Here is a 20865-nt window from a genome sequence, read left to right on the forward strand (position 1 = left end):
CCGGCGGATCGAACGGGAGTTCAATGCCGCACTGGGGGCGGCGGCGTTCGGGGAACGGACGTGAGCTTCTATGCCGATCGGCAGTTTGATGGCGCGAGGTCGGGCAGAAACTGGAAGGATGGTGCGCGCCCGCCTATGAGGGGCGGAATTTTCCTGTCCGGGGCATAGCGCATCATGTCTTTCCGTCCTTTCCTCCAGAGCGCCGCCGCATGAGCGCCCTGCCCTATCTGGCCGGTGTCGAACTGGGCGGGACCAAGATATTCGTGCTGCGGGCCCGCGGGCGGGAGATTGTCGAGCGGGTGTCGATCCCGACCACCACCCCCGCCGAAACGCTGGGTGCGGCGGGCGCGCTGCTGCGGCGCTGGCATGAGGCGGAACCGTTTGCAGCGCTCGGCATCGGGTCGTTCGGGCCGCTGCGCCTGGATCGGGCGGCGGCGGATTTCGGCCATATGCTGCCGACCCCCAAGCCGGGCTGGACCGGGGCGGATATCTATGGCGCGCTGGCGGGTGTGCTGCCCTGCCCCGCCGCGATCGACACCGACGTCAATGGCGCGGCGCTGGCGGAGCTGCGCTGGGGTGCGGGGGCCGAAGGCGGGACGCCGTCCGATTGCCTCTGCTACATCACCATCGGCACCGGCCTGGGCGCCGGTTTTGCGATGCAGGGCCGGCCGTTGCATGGTGCCATGCATCCGGAACTGGGGCATATATTCACCCGCCGGGCGCCGGGCGACGGCTTTGCAGGCGCCTGCCCGTTCCATGGCGACTGTATCGAGGGGCTGGTGGCGGGACCGGCGCTGGCCAGGCGGTTCGGCGTGCCGGGCGACCGGATACCCGCCGAAGATCCGCGCTGGGACGATGTCGCCCATGATATCGCGCAGATGGTCGGCACGATATTGCTGACGACGGCGGCGCGGCAGGTGCTGATCGGCGGGGGCGTGGGCATGGGGCGGACCGACCTGCTCGACCGCGTGCGGACCAGGCTGGTGGCGCAACTGGCGGGCTATCTGTCCTTCGTCACCAAAGACACGGTGGGCGCGATCGTCCGTCCGCCTGTGCTGGGCGATCAGGCCGGGCCGCTGGGCGCGGTGGCGCTGGCGATGGATGCGCTGGAGGGCACCGGGCGGGTCTGATGCGACAAGGAGTGCGACAATTATAGCGTGTTTTCCAGTCAGTGACGCCTTATAACATATTGAAAATCATACATATTTTTTGAACGTATCGAGAGCGTTGATCGACAAAATCAATATTACCGTTATTTATCAATTACTTATATGCATTTTCATGCATCTTTCGGCTTGGCGTCATGCCGTGATATCGCCTGGAGGATAACGGCGCGGAAGGCCTGAGCCGTCGGCGGCAAATCATCCTTGTGGATCATCCACAGGCGCGTCCTGACCTGCGGGAAGAGCGGGCGCAGGATCAGTTTTTCGACATGCAGGCGAGACAGCGACCTGGCGAGAATAGTCGCGCCGAAGCCTGCGGAGACCAACCCCAGCAAGGTCGCGAAGCTACCGACTTCCAGCGTGACATCGGGCTTGAACCCCGCCTGATCGCACAGGGCGAAGAAATGGTCGTTGAAGTCGGCGCTGCTGGTGGTGGCGTAGAGGACGACAGGGACGCCGGCGAGATCGGCGATGCCGGGATCGGCGGTTTGCCGGGCCAGTTCATGGTCCTGCCGTACGGCCAGCAGCATCTCTTCGTCCAGCAGGCAGATGGCCTGGAGGCCCGGCGGGAGCGAAGGCGGTTCGACGCCGCGAATGATACCGATGTCGAGATCGCCGCGCTCGATCCGCGCGACCTGATCGTCGCGGCCGAGTTCGTGAAGTTTGAGGTCGACCTGTGGAAAGTTTTGACGGAAATCATACAGGGCGTCGGCGATCTGCGGCACGAACGGCGCTGAGGCGGTGAAGCCCATGGCGAGCCGGCCCAGATGGCCATTTTGTGCCTGACGCGCGACCTGCGCCGCATGATCCGCCTGGGCCAGCGTCTTGCGCGCTTCGGGCAGGAACAGGCGGCCCGCTTCGGTCAGGGCGACGCGGCGGCTGGTGCGATCGAACAGGCGGACACCCAGTTCCTGCTCCAGCGCCCGGATCTGCTGGCTGAGCGGCGGTTGCGACATGCCCAGGCGCTGCGCGGCGCGGCCGAAATGCATTTCTTCGGCCACGCAGAGGAAATAGCGCAAATGTCTCAGGTCCATCAGATCAGGTCGCCATCGATATCAATCATGCTTTATTATATATTGGACACGAAATAGACAACTGCGCATAGGCGCGGATCAAGGGTGGCGTTTCGAAACTAGAATCCAACGCCTCCGCAGAGCATGACGGGAACGATATGGCGGTTTGATCGCCGCCCCCCGTTGTGCCTCTCGCGACCCTTTCCATGGGGGGAGGCAGGCATCAAGCATCCGGCGGCGGGCGCCGGCGCGATGAAGGCGGGAGTCGTGGATTGATCGGTATCGTCAAGGTTGCGCTGCATCGGCCGCTGACCTTCATCGTCATGGCGATATTGATCGCGATCGTCGGCCTGATGGCGGCGATCCGCACCCCCGTCGACATTTTTCCCAATATCCGCATCCCGGTGATCGCGGTGGCGTGGCAATATTCCGGCCTGCCGCCCGAAGATATGGGCAATCGGATCATCAGTCCCTATGAGCGGGTGCTGACCACGACGGTCAACGATATCGAGCATATCGAAAGCCAGTCGATGCAGGGCATCGGCATCGTGAAAATCTATTTCCAGCCGGGCGCAGACATCCGCACCGCCACCGCGCAGGTGACATCGGTGTCGCAGACCGTGCTGCGCCAGATGCCGCCCGGCATCACGCCGCCGCTGATCCTGAACTATAGCGCGTCGACCGTGCCGATCCTGCAACTGGCGCTGTCGGGCAAGGGACTGTCCGAGCAGCAATTGTTCGACCTGGGCCAGAACCAGATCCGTCCGCCGCTCATCACTATTCCGGGCCTCGCCATGCCCTATCCTTCGGGCGGGAAGCAGCGGCAGATCCAGATCGACCTCAATCCGGTCGCGCTCCAGTCCAAGGGGCTGACGGCGCAGGATGTCGGCACGGCGATCGCGGCGCAGAACCAGATCAACCCGGCCGGTTTCGTCAAGATCGGCGCGACCCAATATAGCGTGCGGCTGAACAATGCGCCCGGCACGATCGAGGCGCTGAACGACCTGCCCGTCAAGGTGGTGAACGGCGCGACCATCTATATGCGCGACATCGCCTATGTCCGCGACGGCAACGGGCCGCAGACCAATGTGGTGCATGTCGAGGGGCGGCGGTCGGTGCTGCTGACGGCGCTGAAGAACGGCGCGACATCGACGCTGGCGATCGTGGACGGAGTGAAGGAAGCCCTGCCCAAGATCAGTGAAACATTACCCGAGAGCCTGAAGATATTGATGATCGGCGACCAGTCGATCTTCGTCAAGGCGGCGGTCGAGGGCGTGATCCATGAAGGCGCGCTGGCCGCGGCGCTGACGTCGCTGATGATCCTGCTGTTCCTGGGATCGTGGCGGTCGACCGTCATCATCGCCTTGTCGATCCCGTTGGCGATCCTGTCGGCCGTGGCGGCGCTGGCCATGTTCGGCCAGACGCTGAACGTCATGACGCTGGGCGGGCTGGCGCTGGCGGTCGGCATATTGGTCGACGACGCCACGGTGACGATCGAAAATATCAACTGGCATCTGGAACAGGGCAAGGGCGTCGTGGAGTCCATATTGGACGGCGCGGCGCAGATCGTGACGCCGGCCTTCGTGTCCTTGCTGTGCATCTGCATCGTGTTCGTGCCGATGTTCTTCCTGCCCGGCGTCGCGGGATTCCTGTTCGTGCCGATGGCGCTGGCGGTGGTGTTCGCGATGATCGCATCCTTCATCCTGTCGCGGACATTGGTACCGACGATGGCGATGTATCTGCTGAAGCCCCATGTCGAGCATGGCGACGCGCACATGGCTGGCAGCGCCGGGTCGCGGAACATCTTCGTGCGGTTCCAGCGCGGATTCGAGAAGACGTTCGAGACGATCCGCCATGGCTATGTCGGGTTGCTGCGCCGGGCGCTCGATGCGCGCAAGCCCTTCCTGCTGGGGTTCATGGGGCTGGTCCTCCTGTCCTTCGGGCTTCTCCCGATGCTGGGCAGCAATTTCTTCCCGGCGGTGGATTCGGGCCAGATCGCCATGCATGTCCGCGTGCCGGTGGGCAGCCGGATCGAGGATACGGCCGCGCGGTTCGAGCGGATCAGCCATATGGTGGAGCAACTGGTTCCGGCCGCCGAACTGGAGGCCATCACCGACAATATCGGCCTGCCCGTCAGCTCGATCAATACCGTCTACAATAATAGCGGTACGATCGGCCCGCAGGATGGCGACATGCTGATCGCGCTGAAGAAGGGGCATCGCCCGACCGACGAGATCGTCGCGACGCTGCGCGAGGAATTGCCGCGCCGCTTCCCCGGCACGAGCTTCGCCTTTCTGCCCGCCGACATCACCAGCCAGATCCTGAATTTCGGCGCGCCCGCCCCGATCGACATCCAGATCGCGGGCAAGAACGCCGCGGCCAACCGCGCCTATGCGCAGAAGCTGCTGGCGAAGGTCGCGACCATCCCCGGCCTGGCCGATGCGCGCATCCAGCAGCCGGGGCGGTCACCGCAGCTCGACGTCGATGTCGACCGGTCGCGCGCGGGCCAATATGGGCTGACCGAGCGGGACGTGACGACCAGCCTGGCCAGTTCGCTGGCAGGCACGGCGCAGACCGCGCCGGTCTTCTTCGTCGATCCCAAGAGCGGCGTATCCTATCCCGTCGTGGCGCAGGCGCCCGAATATCTGATGGGGTCGATCAGCGACCTGTCCAATGTGCCGGTATCGGCCGCCGCGGGGAGCAATGGCGCGGTGCAGCCGCTGGGCGGCCTGGCCACGATCGCGCGGTCGAGCACGGTGCCGGTGGTGTCGCATTATAATATCGCGCCGGTGCTGGACATTTATGCGACCGTGCAGGGCCGCGACCTGGGCGCAGTGGCGGGCGATATCAACGCCGCGATCAAGGCGCTGGAGGGCGAAGTGCCCAAGGGCGCGACCGTTACCATGCGCGGTCAATATGCGACGATGAACACCGCCTTTTCCGGGCTGGGCTTTGGCCTGGCGGGCGCGATCGTGCTGATCTACCTGCTGATCGTCGTCAATTTCCAGAGCTGGGTCGATCCCTTCGTCATCATCACCGCCCTGCCCGCCGCATTGGCCGGGATCGTGTGGATGCTGTTCGTGACCGGCACCACCCTGTCGGTCCCGGCGCTGACCGGCGCGATCATGTGCATGGGTGTCGCCACCGCCAACTCGATCCTGGTCGTGAGTTTCGCGCGGGAGAAGCTGGCCGAGCTGGGCGACGCGACCAAGGCGGCGATGGAGGCGGGGCTTGTGCGGTTCCGCCCGGTGCTGATGACCGCGCTGGCCATGATCATCGGCATGGGTCCGATGGCGCTGGGCCTGGGCGAAGGCGGCGAGCAGAATGCGCCGCTGGGCCGCGCCGTGATCGGCGGACTGGTCTGCGCCACCATCGCCACCCTCTTCTTCGTGCCCGTCATCTTCGCCTTCGTCCACCGCCGCCAAAAAGCCACCGATCCCCAGATGGAATATCAGCCCAGCCATGCATGACAGTCAGCCTTCGCAAGATATGACCGCGAGCGGTCCCGACAGCCGGATGCTGAAGCGCGTGGGCATCGGCGCGGGCGTGATCGCCCTGGCGGTCGTGGCGGTCGGCGCAGCGACGCGGATCAACGCGACCAACGATCTGCGCGACACGGCGCAAAAGGCGTCCATCCCGGCGGTCGCGATCGTGTCGCCACAGAGCGACGCCAAGGGCGGGGCGCTGGTGCTGCCGGGCAATGTCCAGGCCTATAACAGCGCGGCCATCTATGCGCGGACCAACGGTTATGTCAGCCGCTGGCTGGCCGATATCGGCGACAATGTGCGGGCGGGCCAGTCGCTCGCGGTGCTCGATGCGCCGGAGATCGACCAGCAACTCGCGCAGGCGCAGGCCGATTACCAGACCGCGCTGGCGAACCAGCGGCTGGCGGGGACGACGGCCAAGCGGTGGAGCGCGATGCTGGCCAAGGACGCGGTGTCGCAGCAGGAATCGGACGAGAAGGCCGGCGACCTGGCGGCCAAGTCGGCGCTGTCCAACGCGGCGCTGGCCAATGTGAAGCGGCTGCGCGCGTTGCAGGGCTTCACCCGCCTCGCCGCGCCCTTCGACGGGGTGGTGACGAGCCGGTCGGCGCAGATCGGCGCGCTGGTGGTGGCGGGCAATGCGGCGTCGCAGCCCTTGTTCACCGTGTCCGACATCCACCGGATGCGTATCTATGTGCGCGTGCCGCAGGGCTATTCGTCGCAGGTGAAGGTCGGGATGCCGGCCACGCTGACCCTGCCCGAATTTCCCGGCCGCAGCTTCACCGCAGCGCTGACGCGCAGCGCTGGCGCAGTCGATGCCCAGTCGGGCGCGGTGCTGGTCGAATTGCAGGCCGCCAATCCCGACCGCGCGTTGAAGCCGGGCGCGTTCGCCCAGGTCCGCTTCGATGTCGGGCACGGCGGCGGCAATGGATTGAGTTTGCCAGGTAGTGCGATCCTCTATGGCAATGACGGTCCGACCGTCGCCGTGGTCGGCCGCGACAGCCGCGTGACCGTGCGGCCGATCAGCATCGCCCGCGACGAAGGCGCGACGGTGCTGGTGGCGAGCGGGATCAAGCCCGGCGAGCGGGTGATCGATTCTCCGCCGGATTCGATCCAGTCGGGCGACAAGGTGAGCGTGCAGAGCAGCGGCAAGGGTGCGGCCCATGCCGGCTAGGGCCGCGGCGCGCGCGGGGCTGTGTCTGGGGCTGGCGCTGCTGGGCGGCTGTTCCATGGCGCCCGCCTATCAGCCGCCGCAGATCGCCGCGCCGCAAGCCTATAAGGAGATGGCCGGCTGGACCGTCGCCACGCCGATGGATGCGGTCCCGCGCGGGCCGTGGTGGGAAGCGTTCGGCGACCCGGTGCTGAACGACCTGGAGGTGCGGGCGCAAGCGGCAAGCCCGACGCTGGCGGCAGCGCTGGCCCGCTACGACCAGGCGCGCGCGGTGGCGCGGGTCGAGGCGTCGGACCTGCTGCCGACCGTGGGCGTGGGCGGCGATGCCGCGCGCCAGCGCGTGTCGGGCAACCGATTCCAGGGCAATGGCGATGCGCGGACTTACAATGATTTTTCGATCGGCGCAGCGCTCGACTATGAGCTGGACATGTGGGGTCGCATCCGCAACAGCGTGACGGCGGCGCGGGCGGACGCGCAGGCGAGCGAGGCCGACCTGACGGCGGCGCGGCTGAGCCTGCAGGCGGCGGTAGCCGACGCCTATGCGCGGCTGCGCGGGCTGGATGCGCAGGCGGACCTGCTGCACCGGTCGGTGGATGCATTCGAGCGCGCCTATCAACTGACCAGGACGCGGCATGACGGCGGCATCGCATCGGGCATCGACGTCAATCGTGCGCGCACGACATTGAGCAACGCCAGGGCGCGGATTTCGGCGGTGGCGAATGATCGCGCCGCGACCGAGCATGAACTGGCGGCGCTGACCGGGGCGGTCGCTTCCGACTTTTCGATTCCCGCGCGTGTGCAGACGCTGAGCGCACCTGCCATTCCGACCGGTGCGCCGTCCACCCTGTTGCAGCGACGGCCCGATGTGGCGGCGGCGGAGCGGCGCATGTTCGCCAACAACGCCCGGATCGGCGTGGCGCGCGCGGCCTTTTTTCCTTCGCTTACGCTGGGGCTGAGCGGCGGCTGGCAGACCACGCACGGCCAGTTGCTGACCACGCCCAACAGCGTGTGGGGCCTGGGGCCGCTGGCCGCGGCGCTGACCCTGTTCGACGGTGGCAAGCGGCGGGCACAGGTCAGATTGTCGCGCGCGGAATATGAGGAGCAGGCCGCGCTCTATCGCGACACCGTGCTGGGCGCGTTCCGGCAGGTGGAGGATGGCATTGCGGCACTACACCACCTGTCGGTGCAACTGGTCGACCAGCGCGATGCGGCGCAGGCGGCGCAGCGCACGAGCGACCTGGCCTTCACCCGCTATCGCGACGGCGCGTCCGACTATCTGGAGGTCGTCACCGCCCAGACCGATGCGCTGGATTCGCAGAGCGCGCTGCTGACCGCGGAGATCGAACGGATGCGGGCGAGCATCGCACTGGTCAAGGCGCTGGGCGGATCGCCGGCCGCCGCCTGAACGGATGAAATACGGGCGTCGGACCAATTGAAGTAGAGGTCCAGTCGTTGCAAGACTAGCAGGGGATCGCGACCGTCCCAGCGACCATCTTGACCAGTGTTCGTCCACGACGAGATGCCTTGCACGCCATGCCGCCAGCCATGCTTTTGACAAAAGCGCCGGGGGGCGGCAAAAGGGCAACCGGGCCAGCCAATCCTACGCCCCGGCCCGCCCTTTTCTGGATAGGATATTCCCATGGCCGACATCGAACAGCCCGACTATACGAGCCTGACCGTCCAGTTGTTGAGCGCCTATGTCGCCAACAACACAGTCGCCAGCGATGACCTGGCGGGGCTGATCCAGTCGACGCGCGCGGCGTTGATCGCGGAGACTGCGCCCGCGCCGGTCGAGACGGTCGAACATGTCCCGGCGGTGAGCGTGCGCAAGAGCATTGCGTCGCGCGAGCATATTCTGAGCCTGATCGATGGGCGGCCGTACAAGACGCTCAAGCGGCATCTGGCCACCCATGGCCTGACCCCGGCCGATTATCGCGAACGTTACGGCCTGCCCGCATCCTATCCGATGGTGGCGCAGGCCTATTCCGACCAGCGCCGCGCAGTAGCGCAGAAGCTGGGCCTGGGCCAGCGCGGCACGCAGGCGCGCGCGGCAGCGGCCGCTGCGGAGGCCGCATCGGCCGCGCCCGCGCCAAAGCCGGCAAGCGCAGCGAAGGCAGCGGCGCCCAAGCCCAAGGCCAGCCGCAAGAAGCCCGCCGTTGCGGCCACGCCCGCCCCTGCCGCCGCTACGCCCAAGGCAAAGGCAGCACCCAAGGGCGACCGCGTCCCGGCCGGAGCGGACGTCGAGACCGCGGCGACGCCGAAACCGGCCGCCAAGAAGCCCGGTCGCAAACCCAAGGCGGTGGCCGCGCCGACGATTTCTACGGTCGAAACGCCCATAGCGGCGGCGGAGCCGGTCAAAGCGAAGAGCCCGGCCAAGGCACCGCGCAGGAAGCTGGGCATCAAGGCGGCCAAGAGCGAGGCGGTCGACGCCACGTCCTGACAGACGAGCGCGCCGTCCGGATGGGCGGCGCGCCGCGCGGGCGATCATTCCGGATCGGTCGCCGCCTTTTTATAGCGTTCCTGCGAGGCGAGGCGAATGCTGGCATTGGGCGCGCCATAGCCCTGATACCTGTCGCGCTCGACAAATTCGAAAAAGAAGCGTTTGCGGAACGCGCGACTGTAGAGTTGCAAATATTCGCCGGTGCCATCCGCATCGTATAATATATTCGCCTGCGCCAAGGCTGCCATGCGCTGGTCGTCCAGGCCGAAGCGGGCGGCGATATCGTCATGATAATTGGGTGGGATCGGCAGGATATCGGCGCCCTTTACGGCCATGCGGCCGGCGGTCGCCAGCAGATCCGGCGTGGACAGGGCGATATGCTGATAGCCGCCGCCCAGATTATGTTCCACGAAGCGCGACGACAAGGTGCCGAGCGCCTCGGAGGCATTGAGCGTTACACGCAGCGCGCCGTCCGGCGACTGGAGCGGCTGGCTCAATACCAGCCCGGACGGGTCGATGACATCGGCCTGGAAACTTTGTTGCAAGCCGAAGAGCGAGCGCCAGTAGAGTTGCCAGGACAGATATTCCTCGATCCGCACGACCGCGGCGAGATGATCGATGGCGAACGGGGATGCGTCATAGGGCGCGCCGGTGGGCGTGAATTCGCCGGCCCACATGGCATCGGCCTCTCCCTCCCCGATCAGATAGACGAGACTGCCGCCGATGCCGCGCAGCGCCGGGAAGGCGAGGTTGCCCGGCGCGTCGGAATCGTCCACCGCCCGGATGCCCAGATGCGCGGCGCGCGCGGCGACCGCATCGCGATCCGGCACGACGAGGCCGACAGCGCAGATGGACGGGCCGTGGACGCTATGAAAATCATGGCCGAAGCCATGGGGTTCGGCGTTGATGACGAGGTTGACCGACCCGGCCTGCCAGCGGCTGACCGCCTTGGCCGGGTGGACGCCGGTGCGGATGAAGCCGAGCGATCCGAACATTGTTTCAAGCGCCGGGACATCCGCATCATCGACGGCGAATTCGACGAATTCGGGGCGGACATGGGACGGCGGCGATGGGGCGACGGTCGGGCGGTCGAGCAGGCGCAAGGCGGAATCCTCGACATGGCGCAGCGCGCGCAGTCCGTCGGCGGCGATCAGGTCGGCCGACCAGCCGCGGAACCGGTCGTTGAAGATTTCGAGTGACAAGGCGCCGCTATAGCCGGTCGCCAATATTTCCGCGACATAGGCTTCAACCGGCAAACCGCCTTGCCCCGGAAAGTTGCGGAAGTGGCGGCTCCAGTAGAGCAGGTCCATATCGAGTTTCGGCGCATCGGCCAATTGGACGAAGGCGATCTTGTCGCCCGGAATGGAGCGGATGCTCTCGCTGGGGATGCCGCGCGACAACGAATGGAAGCTGTCGAGAATGATGCCGATATTGGGATGATCGACCGCTTCCACAATCGCCCAGGCGTCGCGATGGTCGAAGACATGGCGGCCCCAGGCGAGCGCTTCATAGCCGACGATGATGTCGCGGGTGGCGGCGACGGCGCCCAGTTGCTGGAAGTCGGCGATGATGCGGTTGCGTTCGCCCAGCGCGTGCGGCGAGCAGTTGGAGCAGACAAGGATGTGACGGGCGCCCAGTTCGCCCATCAGGTCGAATTTCGCTGCCGCCCGGTCGAAGGCGCGCTGGCGCATGGCGCCGGGCATCCCTTCGAAATCGCGGAAGGGCTGGTAGAGCATGCAGGCGAGGCCGAGATCGTCGAGCATCGCACGGACTTCGCGCGGGCGCAGCGGCGAGGCGATCAGGTCGTTTTCGAAAATCTCGACGCCGTCGAAGCCCGCGGCGGATGCGGCGCGCAGCTTTTCCTCCAGCGTGCCGCTGAGCGAGACGGTGGCGATGCCGCATTGCAGGCTCATGATCGCATATCCTCCCTCTATGTCAGCTTTGCAGCGCGGCGCGGAAACTGCCGCCCATGCGGACGGGATCGGCGCTGCGGCCGGTGAAATGCCGGAAGGCGCCGACAGCCTGGAAGATCGTCATGCCGCTGCCGTCGAGCGTGGTGCAACCGGCGGCGCGGGCTTCGCGCAGCAACTGGGTTTCCAGCGGGAAATAGACGATGTCGGTGACCCATAGCCGGGCGTCGAGCAGGTCGCGGGGGATCGCCGAGCCAGGATGCACGGCCATGCCCATGGGCGTGGCGTTGACGATGCCGTCGGCCAGCGCGATGGCCGCAGACAGATCATGGCCGACGACCGCCCGGCCGATGCCATGCACGCCGCAGAGCGCGTCGCAGAGCGCGGTGGCGCGGCCGGTGTCGGAATCAAACAGGGTGAGTTGCGTCACGCCCAGATCCATCAGCGCATGGGCGGTGGCGGCCCCTGCCCCGCCGGCGCCCATCTGGACGACGCGGGTCATGGCGGCGCCCTGTGGCAGGCCGGAGCGGAGATTTTCGGCGAAACCGCTGACGTCGGTGTTGTAGCCGATGCGCCGCCCGTCGCGGAAGACGACGGTGTTGACGGAACCGATCTGCGCCGCCTGGGGCGAAAGTTCGTCTAGATGGGCGATGACCGCCTGCTTATAGGGATGGGTGACGTTGACGCCCGCGAAACCGGCGAGGTGCAGCGCGTCGAGCAGACGCGGCAGGTCCGATCCGGTCATGCCGTCGGCGGCGAAATCGAACAGGCGATAGATGAGGCGGATGCCCTGCGCATCCGCTTCGCTTTCGTGCAGGCGCGGCGTCAGCGACGCCTGGATGTCGCGGCCGATCAGGCCGGTAAGGTAGCGCGGGACGGAGCGTGACTGGGTCAAGGGATGGCGATCCGAATAAAAGGGTGGTCCCCGTCAGAGTATGACGGGGACCGAGGGGAGATCAGAATTTGAACTTCGCGCCGACATAGAAGGACCGGCCGACCATGTCGTAAGTGCCGGCATCCGTGCCGTTCTGCGAACTGGCGACGAAGGGAATGCCCTTGTCGAACAGATTGGTGACGCCGCCGCGCAGTTGCAGATTGTCGTTGATGTCGACGGTCGAGAAGATATCGAACAGATTATAGGGCTTGACCCCCACCTGTTCGGCCGCGGGCGAGGTGATTGCGCTGATGTCGCGCAGCTTGCCCTGATAGCGCCAGCGCAGGCCGATGCCGAACACGTCGGAGCTGTAGCCAACGGTGGTCAGCGCCTTCCATTTGGGCAGCGGACGGCCCGGCGTGCTGGTGCCGACGAAATCCTGCGCCGCCGAGCCGGGCAGGGTCTGGACCTTATAATGGTTCAGCCAGCCGATGGCGGACGAGGCGTAGATCTTCCCCGATCCATCGCCGATGCCGGCGTCCGACAGGCGCAGCGACCAGTTGACCTGCACATCGACGCCATCGGTGTCGAGCGCGCCGAGGTTGAGATAAGGCTGGGCGATGGCGACGAGCTGACCGGTCGGGTCGCGCTGGACCAGCTGGCAGAATTCGTTGCTGTTCGAATAGCTGCTGTTCGATCCATCGAGATTATAGCATTTGGCGAGGACCGTCAGACCATTGATGGTCGAGATGACGTTGCGGATCTTGATATTATAATAGTCGACCGAGAAGGAGAAGCCCGACAACCAGGGCGACGAGAATTTGGGATTGTAGACGAAGCCGACGTTGAAGGTGTTCGCCTTTTCCGGGGTCAGGGCACTGTTGCCCTGGATATTGCCGCCGGTGGCGGTGGTGGCGAACTGATAGGCGTCGATCGCGGCGGCGGGAATGCCCTGCGCCAGGCAGAGGCCGCGGACCTGCGCGCCATTGGCGCCGGTGCGGGCCGCCGAACGGACGTCGCAGGGATCGCCGATGGCGAGCGGCGGCGTTCCGATGGCGAGCTGCGAGCCGGTGACGGGCGAGAAGAGTTCGCCGATATTGGGCGCACGCACCGCGCGCTGGTAGCTGCCGCGGATCAGCAGCGACTGGACCGGTTGCCAGCGGGCGTCGAATTCATAGCTTTTCACGCTGCCGCTGGGCTTATAGTCCGAATAGCGGAAGGCCGCGCCGACGCCCAGTTCGTGGAAGAAGGGCGTGTCGGACAGAAGCGGGACGTCGATCTGCGCTGCGAATTCCTTGACGCTGATCTCGCCCCGCGCCGGGTTGGAGCCGACGACACCCTCGACATTGTTGGAGACGAGGTCGGAGCTGGGGTCATATTTATACGTGTTCTTGCGATAACCGGCGAGCAGCGCGAGCTGGACCGGGCCGGCCGGCAGGTCGAACAACGGACCGTTGACCTGGCCCTGGACCTGGGTCTGCGTCAGCCGTTCGCGGCTGTTGATCGTCGCGGTCATATATTGCTGGCATTCGCGCGACAGGCTGGTCGCGTTGGCGATGCCGAAAGGATTGAAACCGCCCGCGCAGAGCGAGGCGCCGCCATCGGGCGCGTTGAGCAAGGTCTGCACCCGCGATTTCAGCACCGCGTTGAACATCGACTGGTTATGGACGGTTTCGTCATAGGAGGCGAAGGCGTCGAACTTCCACGATCCGGCCAGCGTACCCTTCAGCCCGCCCAGATATTGCTGAACCCGGTAATTCTCGTCCCAACCCTTGTCGCCGATGCCGACATAGCGGGCGCTCCAGCGGAAGGGCGCGGCCGGGTTGGCGCGCGACGCCAACAGGGTGGAGAGATCGGTGGGAATGAAGGGATTGGTGACGGGAATGGTGGTGAAGGGCGCGAACTGCGTCAGGCTGCCGCCGCTTTCGGTGGTGACGGTGGAGTCGACATAGAGGAACTGGCCATAGGCGGTCAACGCGTCCGTCAGGTCATATTCGCCCTTGGCGAAGGCGGATTTGCGTTCGAATGCGTTGAGGATCTGAAGCTGCGGGCCGACCGGCATACGCACATTGCCGCCGACCACGGCATAGGCGCCGGTCGTCGGCCCCTTATAGTTGATCGCGCCGGTCTGGACGAACAGCGAGCCGTCATTGTTGAAGCCGAGATTGAGCGTCGGGTTGATCGGCGTGGTCGCGCCATAGCTGGCGAACAGGCCGTTAAGCACGGCCGCGTTCGGCAGGTTCAGCGCATTGGGGACGAAGGTGCCGGTGCCGATGAAGGACGATGGCACCTTGTCGTTGAAGAAGCTGCGCTGCGAACCGGAGAGCGGATCGCGCTGGCCATAGCTCAAGGCCAGCATCAGGCGGCCACGATCGTCGGCGAATTTGGTGCCGAGCGCCAACGAGGCGTTGAACTTGCCATAGTCGCCGCGGAAGCTGTTGCCGTTCTGGATGTCGCCGCGAATGCCGTCGAAATATTTGTCGGTCTTGAAATTGACGACGCCCGACATGGCGTCGGACCCGTAGATCGCCGAGGCGCCGCCGGTGATGACATCCACCGAGCCGATGATCGATTCCGGCAGGATGTTGATGTCGACATTGCCGTTGATGTCGGACAGCGGCAGGCGGCGGCCGTCGAGCAGGACGAGGTTGCGGTTGGAGCCAAGGCCGCGCAGGTTGAGCGTGGCGCGACCGCCCGCCCCCTGGCCACCGGTGCCGGCATTGCCCGAAGGGGTGAAGCCGGGCAACTGGTTCAGCGAATCTTCCAGCGTGATCTGGCCGCTCTGCTGCACCAGTTCATCCGAGACGGTGACGATCGGGCTGACCGCGACATTGTTCGGGCGGGCGATCAGCGATCCGGTGACGACGATGTCGGCGGTGGCCGGCTGGTCGGCGGCGGCGGCGTCGCCGGCCTGCTGCGCCGGGGCGGCCTGATCCTGCGCCCAGAGCGGTGATGTGCAGGCGCCGAGCGCCAGTGCGGCCAGCGATCCGCCGAGACGAAGCTGCATGGTGAAACCTGTCTTCATTCCATCCTCCCGTTTTTATTACTAACTAGTTCGTACATGAATTAATGCGACCCGAGGCTTTGCCCCTGTTTTTGCGTGGCCTTCCTGCCCCCTATATTCGTCAGTCCAGTTCGACCCGGCGTACATCCCCTACGATGAAAATATAGGCCGCGGCCCCGACCAGCGCGAGTATGCCGATGAAGGCGAGCGCGAAGTAGAAGGAGCCGGTCTGCCCCACGATCAGCCCGACCACGATCGGCGTGACGATGCCGGCCAGATTGGCGCAGAGATTGAAGACGCCGCCGGTCAGGCCGATATATTGGCGCGGGGCGACATCGGAAATCAGGGTCCAGCCCAGATTGACCATGCCCTGGCCGAAAAAGGCGATCGACATGATGGCGATGACCAGCGTGTTGCTCTGAACGAAATTGGCCGCGACGATGGTGGAGGCCAGCAGCAGGCCCGCGACGATCGGCAGCTTGCGCCCGATATTGGCGGAGCCGGTGCGGCGGATCAGCATGTCGGACACCTGCCCGCCCAGCAAGACGCCGGCCGAGGCGGCGATATAGGGCAGGACGGCGAAGGTGCCGGACTTGAGCCAGTCCATGCCGCGCTCGGTCGCCAGATAGGTCGGGAACCAGGTCAGGAAGAAGACCAGCGTCGAATTGCCGCAAAACTGGCCGATCGACGCCCCCAATATCTGGCGCTTGCCCATCAGTTTGCGGACATTGGCCCAGGAGAAGGGGATTTTTTCGTCCTTGCCAGCGATGGCCACGCCCCCGCCCGCCTCGATATAGGCGAGTTCGGCGGCGTTGACGCGGCGGCTGTCGGCCGGATCGCGATAACGGGCATACATGAGCAGGCCGAACGCCATGCCGAGCGCGCCGGCGATCAGGAACAGGGCGCGCCAGCCGAAGCTGCCCACCACCCAGAAGAGGACGGGGCTGAAGAAGGCGAGACCCGCATATTGCCCCACGGCATAGACGGAGTTGGCCCGCGCCCGTTCATCCTGCGGGAACCAACTGCTGAGAATGCGGCTGTTGCACGGGTAGCAAGGTGCTTCCGCCATGCCCAGCGCCAGGCGGAAGCCGAACAACATCGCCACATTGCCGGCTATGCCGTGGAGCAAAGTGAAAAAGGACCAGAGGATCAGCGATCCGGCATAGGTGATGCGCGTGCCGAGCCGGTCGAGCAGCAGGCCGCCGGGGATTTGCGACGCGGCATAGGTCCAGGAGAAGGCAGAGAAGATGAAGCCCATCATTTCCGGCGAGATATGGAGTTCCGCGGTCAGCGAGGGGGCGGCGACGCCCATGACGGCACGGTCCATATAGTTGAGCAAGGTGGCGACGCTGATGAGCGCCAGCACGCCGATGCGCGCGCGGGTGGGGCGGAGCAGTCCGTCGGAATGTGCGGACGCCCTCATGCCGGCGTCGATGCGCAAGGGGCCATGACCGCAGTGTCGGACGGACGGGCGTTCGGACGATAGATGCTGCACTGGGCCGTCACTGGCCGATCCTCCCCATCAGTCGGGATATGTTTCCCGATCTTGCAGATTCGCTTCTATGCCAAGCCGGATGTTTCGGCAAGAGAAATGTACGAACTAGTTCATACAAATTTACGGCAACAGATAGGACAGGCGCCGGATCGCGATCCGGTCCGCCTGATAGGAGCCGAGCCACAGATCGTCGCCCAGCATCACCGCCGCCGATACGCCGTTGAAGACCGGGTCGGGCGGGCCATAGGCGACCAGAGAAAAGCGGCGGGTTTCCGGGTCGAGCTGTGCCACGGCATAGCCGCGATGGCACAACATGCCATCGGCCACGCCATTGACGATTTTACGCAGGCCGCCGCAGGCCGGTTCTTCGCGCACCATGCCGGCGAGCAGCAGCCGGTCGCCGTCCCAATGGATATTGTCGGGCATGAATTCGGGCGCCTGCGCGCGCCAGAGCGGCTGGCGCGTATCGTGGCGCGCATAGGCGACCACATCGCGCAGGCCGAAGGCGATGACGTAGAAGCCGCTATCGTCACGCGCCGTTTCCAGCCCGTTATTGCCGGGCGACTGCGTGCCGGGCAGCAGGCGGAAGGCGCTGTCCTGCGGGCCGCGTTCATAGACGCCGCCGGTGATGCGACCAAGGACGAAATCGGTGATGCTGGTGCCGGGGCGCGTCAGCACCGTGGCGATGACCGTGCCGTCGGCATAGGAGGCGACGGCATTGGCGACATGGCCCGGCGGCATGGCGAGACAACCCTGCCAGCGCAGGGTCGGCGCAGCCAGCCCGCGCGCGTCGATCGCGAAAACCTCGATCGCTTCGCGCCCGCCATGATTGACGACCAGCAGCCGCCCCTGCCCCGCTTCAGTCATGCGCAGACTGAGGCCGCGGGCGGTGAACAGCGCGGGATCGGGCGGCGTGGCGCAATCGGGATAGCGGGGTTCGGGCGTGACCTGATCGGATGAGGCGGTGAACCAGAGGCTGGCGCGGCGGGTGCGGCTGTCGATCAGTTTCAGCCCCGATCCGGTCGCAAATCCGCTGGCGATCACCCAGGGGGTTGCCGGGATATGGGCAAGGTCTTCGGGCTTGTTTGCGCCGCAGACGAAGCTGAACTGCGCGGTTGGGGCGCAGGCGGTGGTGGATGGTGGCGCGGGCGATGTCGTCGCGCAGCCCGCCAGCGCCAGCAGCGCCGCACCGGCGAGGATCGACCCCCGCCTCATGTGACGCGATAGACGCGGATGCGTACAGACGGCTTGGGCGCGTCTTCGGGCGGCGGGCCAAGCGTGCCGATGAAGATCGCCTGGTTGAGCCAGTCGTGCGGGCCGGTGGGCGCTTCGAAGCTGGGGACGGTGCGCAGATAGCGACTGGGGGCGGCGGAGACGCGGCTGTTGGTCAGGCCGACATTGCGGACGTGGATCGGCGTGCCGTCATCGGTGCGCATCATATAATCCGCCTCTATCACGGTCCAGTTGTCGGCGCGCTGCAACTGCCAGTCCGCGCCGCCCGCCAGTACGACGCCCCGGATGCGGGGACCGGCGAAGGTGCCGCCGGTGATGGGGATGCGCCTGCGGGTGCCGAGCGGGGTCGGGCCGAACTCTTGGGTGGGTTCCAGCGTGACGATGGCTTCATAGACGAAATCCAGGCCCGGCGCGTCGGTCGCCGCCCATGCCCTCGCCGGCAGAGCGGATGCTGCGATCACCCCGCCTAGGCTGGTGAGCACATACCGTCGGTTGATCATCGCCATCAGTCCCTGATCCGCGGACGATCGGCCGGCGGCGGGGCGTCGCCGAACAACGGCCAGTCGGCGAAATGCGGCCAGGGGATGACGGCGCGCGTGTCGCCCAGTTCCAGCGCCTTGGACCTGGCGCGCGTGAAGGCGGGCCAGTTCGGCCCGGGGTCGCCCGTGCGGGCGAAGGCGATCAGGCGATCCATCATCTCGGTGGACAGGCTCTGGTCCACCGCGGTCCAGTCGCGGGTGATGCGGAAACGGTTGAGGCTGTCCAGCGTGCCGAGCCAATAAGGGACGTCCGCCGAATGATAGGCACCCACGGTCGCGGGATCATGGTCGGCGAAGGAAACGCCAGGGCGATAGGGATGAACGCGGGTGAAGAACCAGGCGTGGACCGGCGCCTTGCCGGTAGCGGCCTGCGCCAGCGCCCATTGCGCCATCTGGGCGTTGAGGGTGGAGTCGCGTTCGATGTCGCGCGCCTGCCTTCGCGCTTCGTCCGGCGTGCGCGCGGGATAGCGTTGCAGGATCGTCGTGGCATTGGCCGGAAAGGCGCGGCGGACGGCGGATTCATAGTCCGCTACGGTGGCGACCGGCCCCAGCGACCGGAAGCTTTCATCGCGGGTGAAGCCAAGCAGCAGCGGCACGTCATGCTGGCGTCCGGCCGCAAAGGCGCTGGCGGGGGTTTCCGCCACCACATCGCCGTCGATCACGATCGGACGGCGGCGCACCGACGCGGCGCGGGCGATCAACTGGTCGGCGGGCAGGTCGCGCATCTGTTCGATCGACTGCGCGCCCAGCGCCTGTTGCAGCGCGAGGCCTTCGACTTCGGCGTCCTTGAGCGGGACGGGCGTGCCGATGCCACCAAATGCGCCGCCACTCATGCCGACGGCGCGCTGGAACAGGCCTTTGGTCGCCGGGCTGGCTTGCAGCAACGAGACCGACATCGATCCGGCGGACTGGCCCGCGATCGTCACATTGCCCGGATCGCCGCCGAAACCGGCGATATTGGCCTTGATCCACTGGAGCGCGGCGACCTGATCCTTCAGGCCGTAATTGCCCGACTTGCCACCATTTTCGGCGCTGAGTGCGGGGTGGGCCAGAAAGCCCAACGGCCCGACACGATAGGCGATGGCGACATAGACGACGCCCTTGGCCGCAAGGGCGTCGCCCGCATAATTGGCCATGGAGGCCGAACCGATGTTGAAGCCGCCGCCATAGATCCAGGCGACGACCGGATAGCCGCCTGCGGGCGCGGGGCCGGGCGGCGCCCAGATGTTGAGGTAGAGACAATCCTCGCTGGTCGCTTCCTCCCCGAAATAATGGTTGATATTGCGGGCCCGCAGCGGCTGGATGCATTCCGGCGCAAAGCGATCGGCGTTCCAGACGCCGTCCCAGCGCGCGTGCAGCTGCGGCGCGCGCCAGCGCAGATCGCGCACCGGCGGCGCGGCGAAGGGGACGCCCAGCCAGGCGCGCACGCCCGACGCCAGCAGCTTGCCCGCCACCAGGCCATCGGTCGTGCGGATGGGGTCGCCAGCGGACCGATCGACGATCTGGGCCGAAGCGGGCGCGGAAAGCAGGAGCCCCAGAGCCAGCAGCAAGCGGCGCATTATTTCTTGCCCTTCAGTTGCGTGTCGAAGAAGCGGAAGGTGAGGTCGAGCGCGCGCAGCGAGGCGGCGCGGGTCGCCGCCGCATCCGCGCCGATCCAGCTATGGCCGACGCCGGGGATGATCTCCAGCGTGACGGGGACATGGGCCGCCTTCAGCGCCGCGGCGAGCTGCTGCGACTGGGCGGCGGGCACGACCTTGTCGTCGGTGCCGTGGATCAGCAGCATCGGCGGGTCTTTGGCGTCGACATGGGCCGCGGGACTGGCGGCCCTGACGCGATCGGCCGGGCAATCGGGCTTCACGCAGTCGAGATAGGCGTTTTCCGCGCCGGCGATCGCCTGCGGCATAGTGGCGAAATCATAGACGCCGTACCAGCCCGCCCCGGCTTGCACGCAGTCGCTCTGGCCGGGGTTGCTCTTGTCCTCGCCGGTCGGCGCGCTGCCGCACTGGAGCGCAGCAAGCGCCGCGAGCTGGCCGCCGGCCGATCCGCCCCAGACGGCCACCTTGCCCCCGTCCAGCCCGAAGCGCGCGGCATTGGCGCGCAGAAAGCGAATGGCGGTGCGGACATCGTCGATCGCGGCGGGGAACGGCGCTTCCTTCGACAGGCGATATTCGAGCGAGGCGACGATATAACCCCGCGCCGACAGGTCGGCCAGGACCGCGGGGAAATCGCTGAAGGCGCCGGACTGGCGCGTATGGCCGTTCGCCCAGCCGCCGCCATGGATGTAGAGGACGAGCGGCAGCGGGCCGCTGGCGGCGGACGGGCGGTAAAGGTCGAGCGTGATCGGACGGTAGCCGGGAATGACGGAATAGACGATGTCCGCATTGACCGTGACGCCGTTGGCCAGGGTCAGAATACGGTCGGGCATCGGATCGCCCAGCGCCGGTTCAGGCGCGGTGGCGGGGGATGGTGGCTGGGCAAGGAGCGGACCCTGCGCCGCCAATAGCGCCAGACCCAAAGATAGCGTGATCCGCCTAAGCATAA

Annotated in this window: 14 protein-coding genes; 5 read left to right on the top strand and 9 right to left on the bottom strand. The window is 66.3% G+C overall.

Annotated elements, in window-relative coordinates:
• Positions 1 to 209: 209 nt before the first annotated feature.
• Entirely contained in the window at positions 210 to 1130 is a 921-nt protein-coding gene (locus SBA_RS20165) for an ROK family protein (protein WP_261937413.1), read from the top strand.
• A gap of 149 nt (positions 1131 to 1279) precedes the next feature.
• Here the strand turns inward: SBA_RS20165 and SBA_RS20170 are convergent, their stop codons facing one another.
• Positions 1280 to 2197 (bottom strand): LysR substrate-binding domain-containing protein, encoded by a 918-nt coding sequence (locus tag SBA_RS20170; protein ID WP_261937414.1) that lies wholly within the window; start codon positions 2195 to 2197, stop codon positions 1280 to 1282.
• A gap of 251 nt (positions 2198 to 2448) precedes the next feature.
• On the opposite strand from SBA_RS20170, the gene SBA_RS20175 reads away from it, so the two are divergent.
• From SBA_RS20175 to SBA_RS20190, 4 genes are all read left to right on the top strand, one after another.
• Positions 2449 to 5646, top strand: a complete 3198-nt coding sequence (locus tag SBA_RS20175) for an efflux RND transporter permease subunit (RefSeq protein ID WP_261937415.1) — start codon at positions 2449 to 2451, stop codon at positions 5644 to 5646.
• A 19-nt stretch (positions 5647 to 5665) separates the two neighbouring features.
• On the top strand, positions 5666 to 6832 hold the full coding sequence (locus SBA_RS20180; RefSeq protein WP_261937416.1) for an efflux RND transporter periplasmic adaptor subunit: 1167 nt from the start codon (positions 5666 to 5668) through the stop codon (positions 6830 to 6832).
• Positions 6822 to 8234: an efflux transporter outer membrane subunit gene (locus SBA_RS20185; protein WP_261937417.1), complete on the top strand. Its 1413-nt coding sequence runs from the start codon at positions 6822 to 6824 to the stop codon at positions 8232 to 8234. Before SBA_RS20180 ends, SBA_RS20185 begins: the two co-directional genes overlap by 11 nt.
• Positions 8235 to 8468: 234 nt before the next feature.
• Entirely contained in the window at positions 8469 to 9269 is an 801-nt protein-coding gene (locus tag SBA_RS20190) for a MucR family transcriptional regulator (RefSeq protein WP_261937418.1), read from the top strand.
• Positions 9270 to 9313: 44 nt separating this feature from the next.
• On the opposite strand, the gene SBA_RS20195 is transcribed toward SBA_RS20190, so the two are convergent.
• The 8 genes from SBA_RS20195 to SBA_RS20230 all read right to left on the bottom strand — a co-directional run bounded on the left by SBA_RS20195 (position 9314) and on the right by SBA_RS20230 (position 20863).
• Positions 9314 to 11182 (bottom strand): bifunctional sugar phosphate isomerase/epimerase/4-hydroxyphenylpyruvate dioxygenase family protein, encoded by a 1869-nt coding sequence (locus SBA_RS20195; protein WP_261937419.1) that lies wholly within the window; start codon positions 11180 to 11182, stop codon positions 9314 to 9316.
• A 22-nt stretch (positions 11183 to 11204) separates the two neighbouring features.
• Positions 11205 to 12074, bottom strand: coding sequence for a shikimate dehydrogenase (locus tag SBA_RS20200; RefSeq protein WP_261937420.1), 870 nt, complete (start codon positions 12072 to 12074; stop codon positions 11205 to 11207).
• A 61-nt stretch (positions 12075 to 12135) separates the two neighbouring features.
• The gene (locus SBA_RS20205) at positions 12136 to 15078 is read right to left on the bottom strand and encodes a TonB-dependent receptor domain-containing protein (protein ID WP_261937421.1); all 2943 of its coding nucleotides are present in this window, start codon (positions 15076 to 15078) and stop codon (positions 12136 to 12138) included.
• Positions 15079 to 15178: 100 nt separating this feature from the next.
• Entirely contained in the window at positions 15179 to 16480 is a 1302-nt protein-coding gene (locus SBA_RS20210; protein ID WP_261937422.1) for an MFS transporter, read from the bottom strand.
• Between the two features lie 192 nt (positions 16481 to 16672).
• Positions 16673 to 17767, bottom strand: a complete 1095-nt coding sequence (locus tag SBA_RS20215) for a hypothetical protein (protein ID WP_261937423.1) — start codon at positions 17765 to 17767, stop codon at positions 16673 to 16675.
• A complete protein-coding gene (locus SBA_RS20220) occupies positions 17764 to 18291 on the bottom strand; it encodes a DUF3237 domain-containing protein (protein WP_261937424.1) in 528 nt (175 codons plus the stop codon). The genes SBA_RS20215 and SBA_RS20220 overlap by 4 nt, the downstream gene beginning before the upstream one ends.
• Entirely contained in the window at positions 18291 to 19883 is a 1593-nt protein-coding gene (locus SBA_RS20225; RefSeq protein ID WP_261937425.1) for a carboxylesterase/lipase family protein, read from the bottom strand. Before SBA_RS20225 ends, SBA_RS20220 begins: the two co-directional genes overlap by 1 nt.
• Complete coding sequence (locus SBA_RS20230) at positions 19883 to 20863, bottom strand: alpha/beta hydrolase (protein WP_261937426.1); 981 nt, start codon at positions 20861 to 20863, stop codon at positions 19883 to 19885. Before SBA_RS20230 ends, SBA_RS20225 begins: the two co-directional genes overlap by 1 nt.
• Positions 20864 to 20865: the final 2 nt, after the last annotated feature.

It is taken from the genome of Sphingomonas bisphenolicum (assembly GCF_024349785.1).
In the GTDB taxonomy this organism is placed as follows: Bacteria; Pseudomonadota; Alphaproteobacteria; order Sphingomonadales; family Sphingomonadaceae; genus Sphingobium; species Sphingobium bisphenolicum.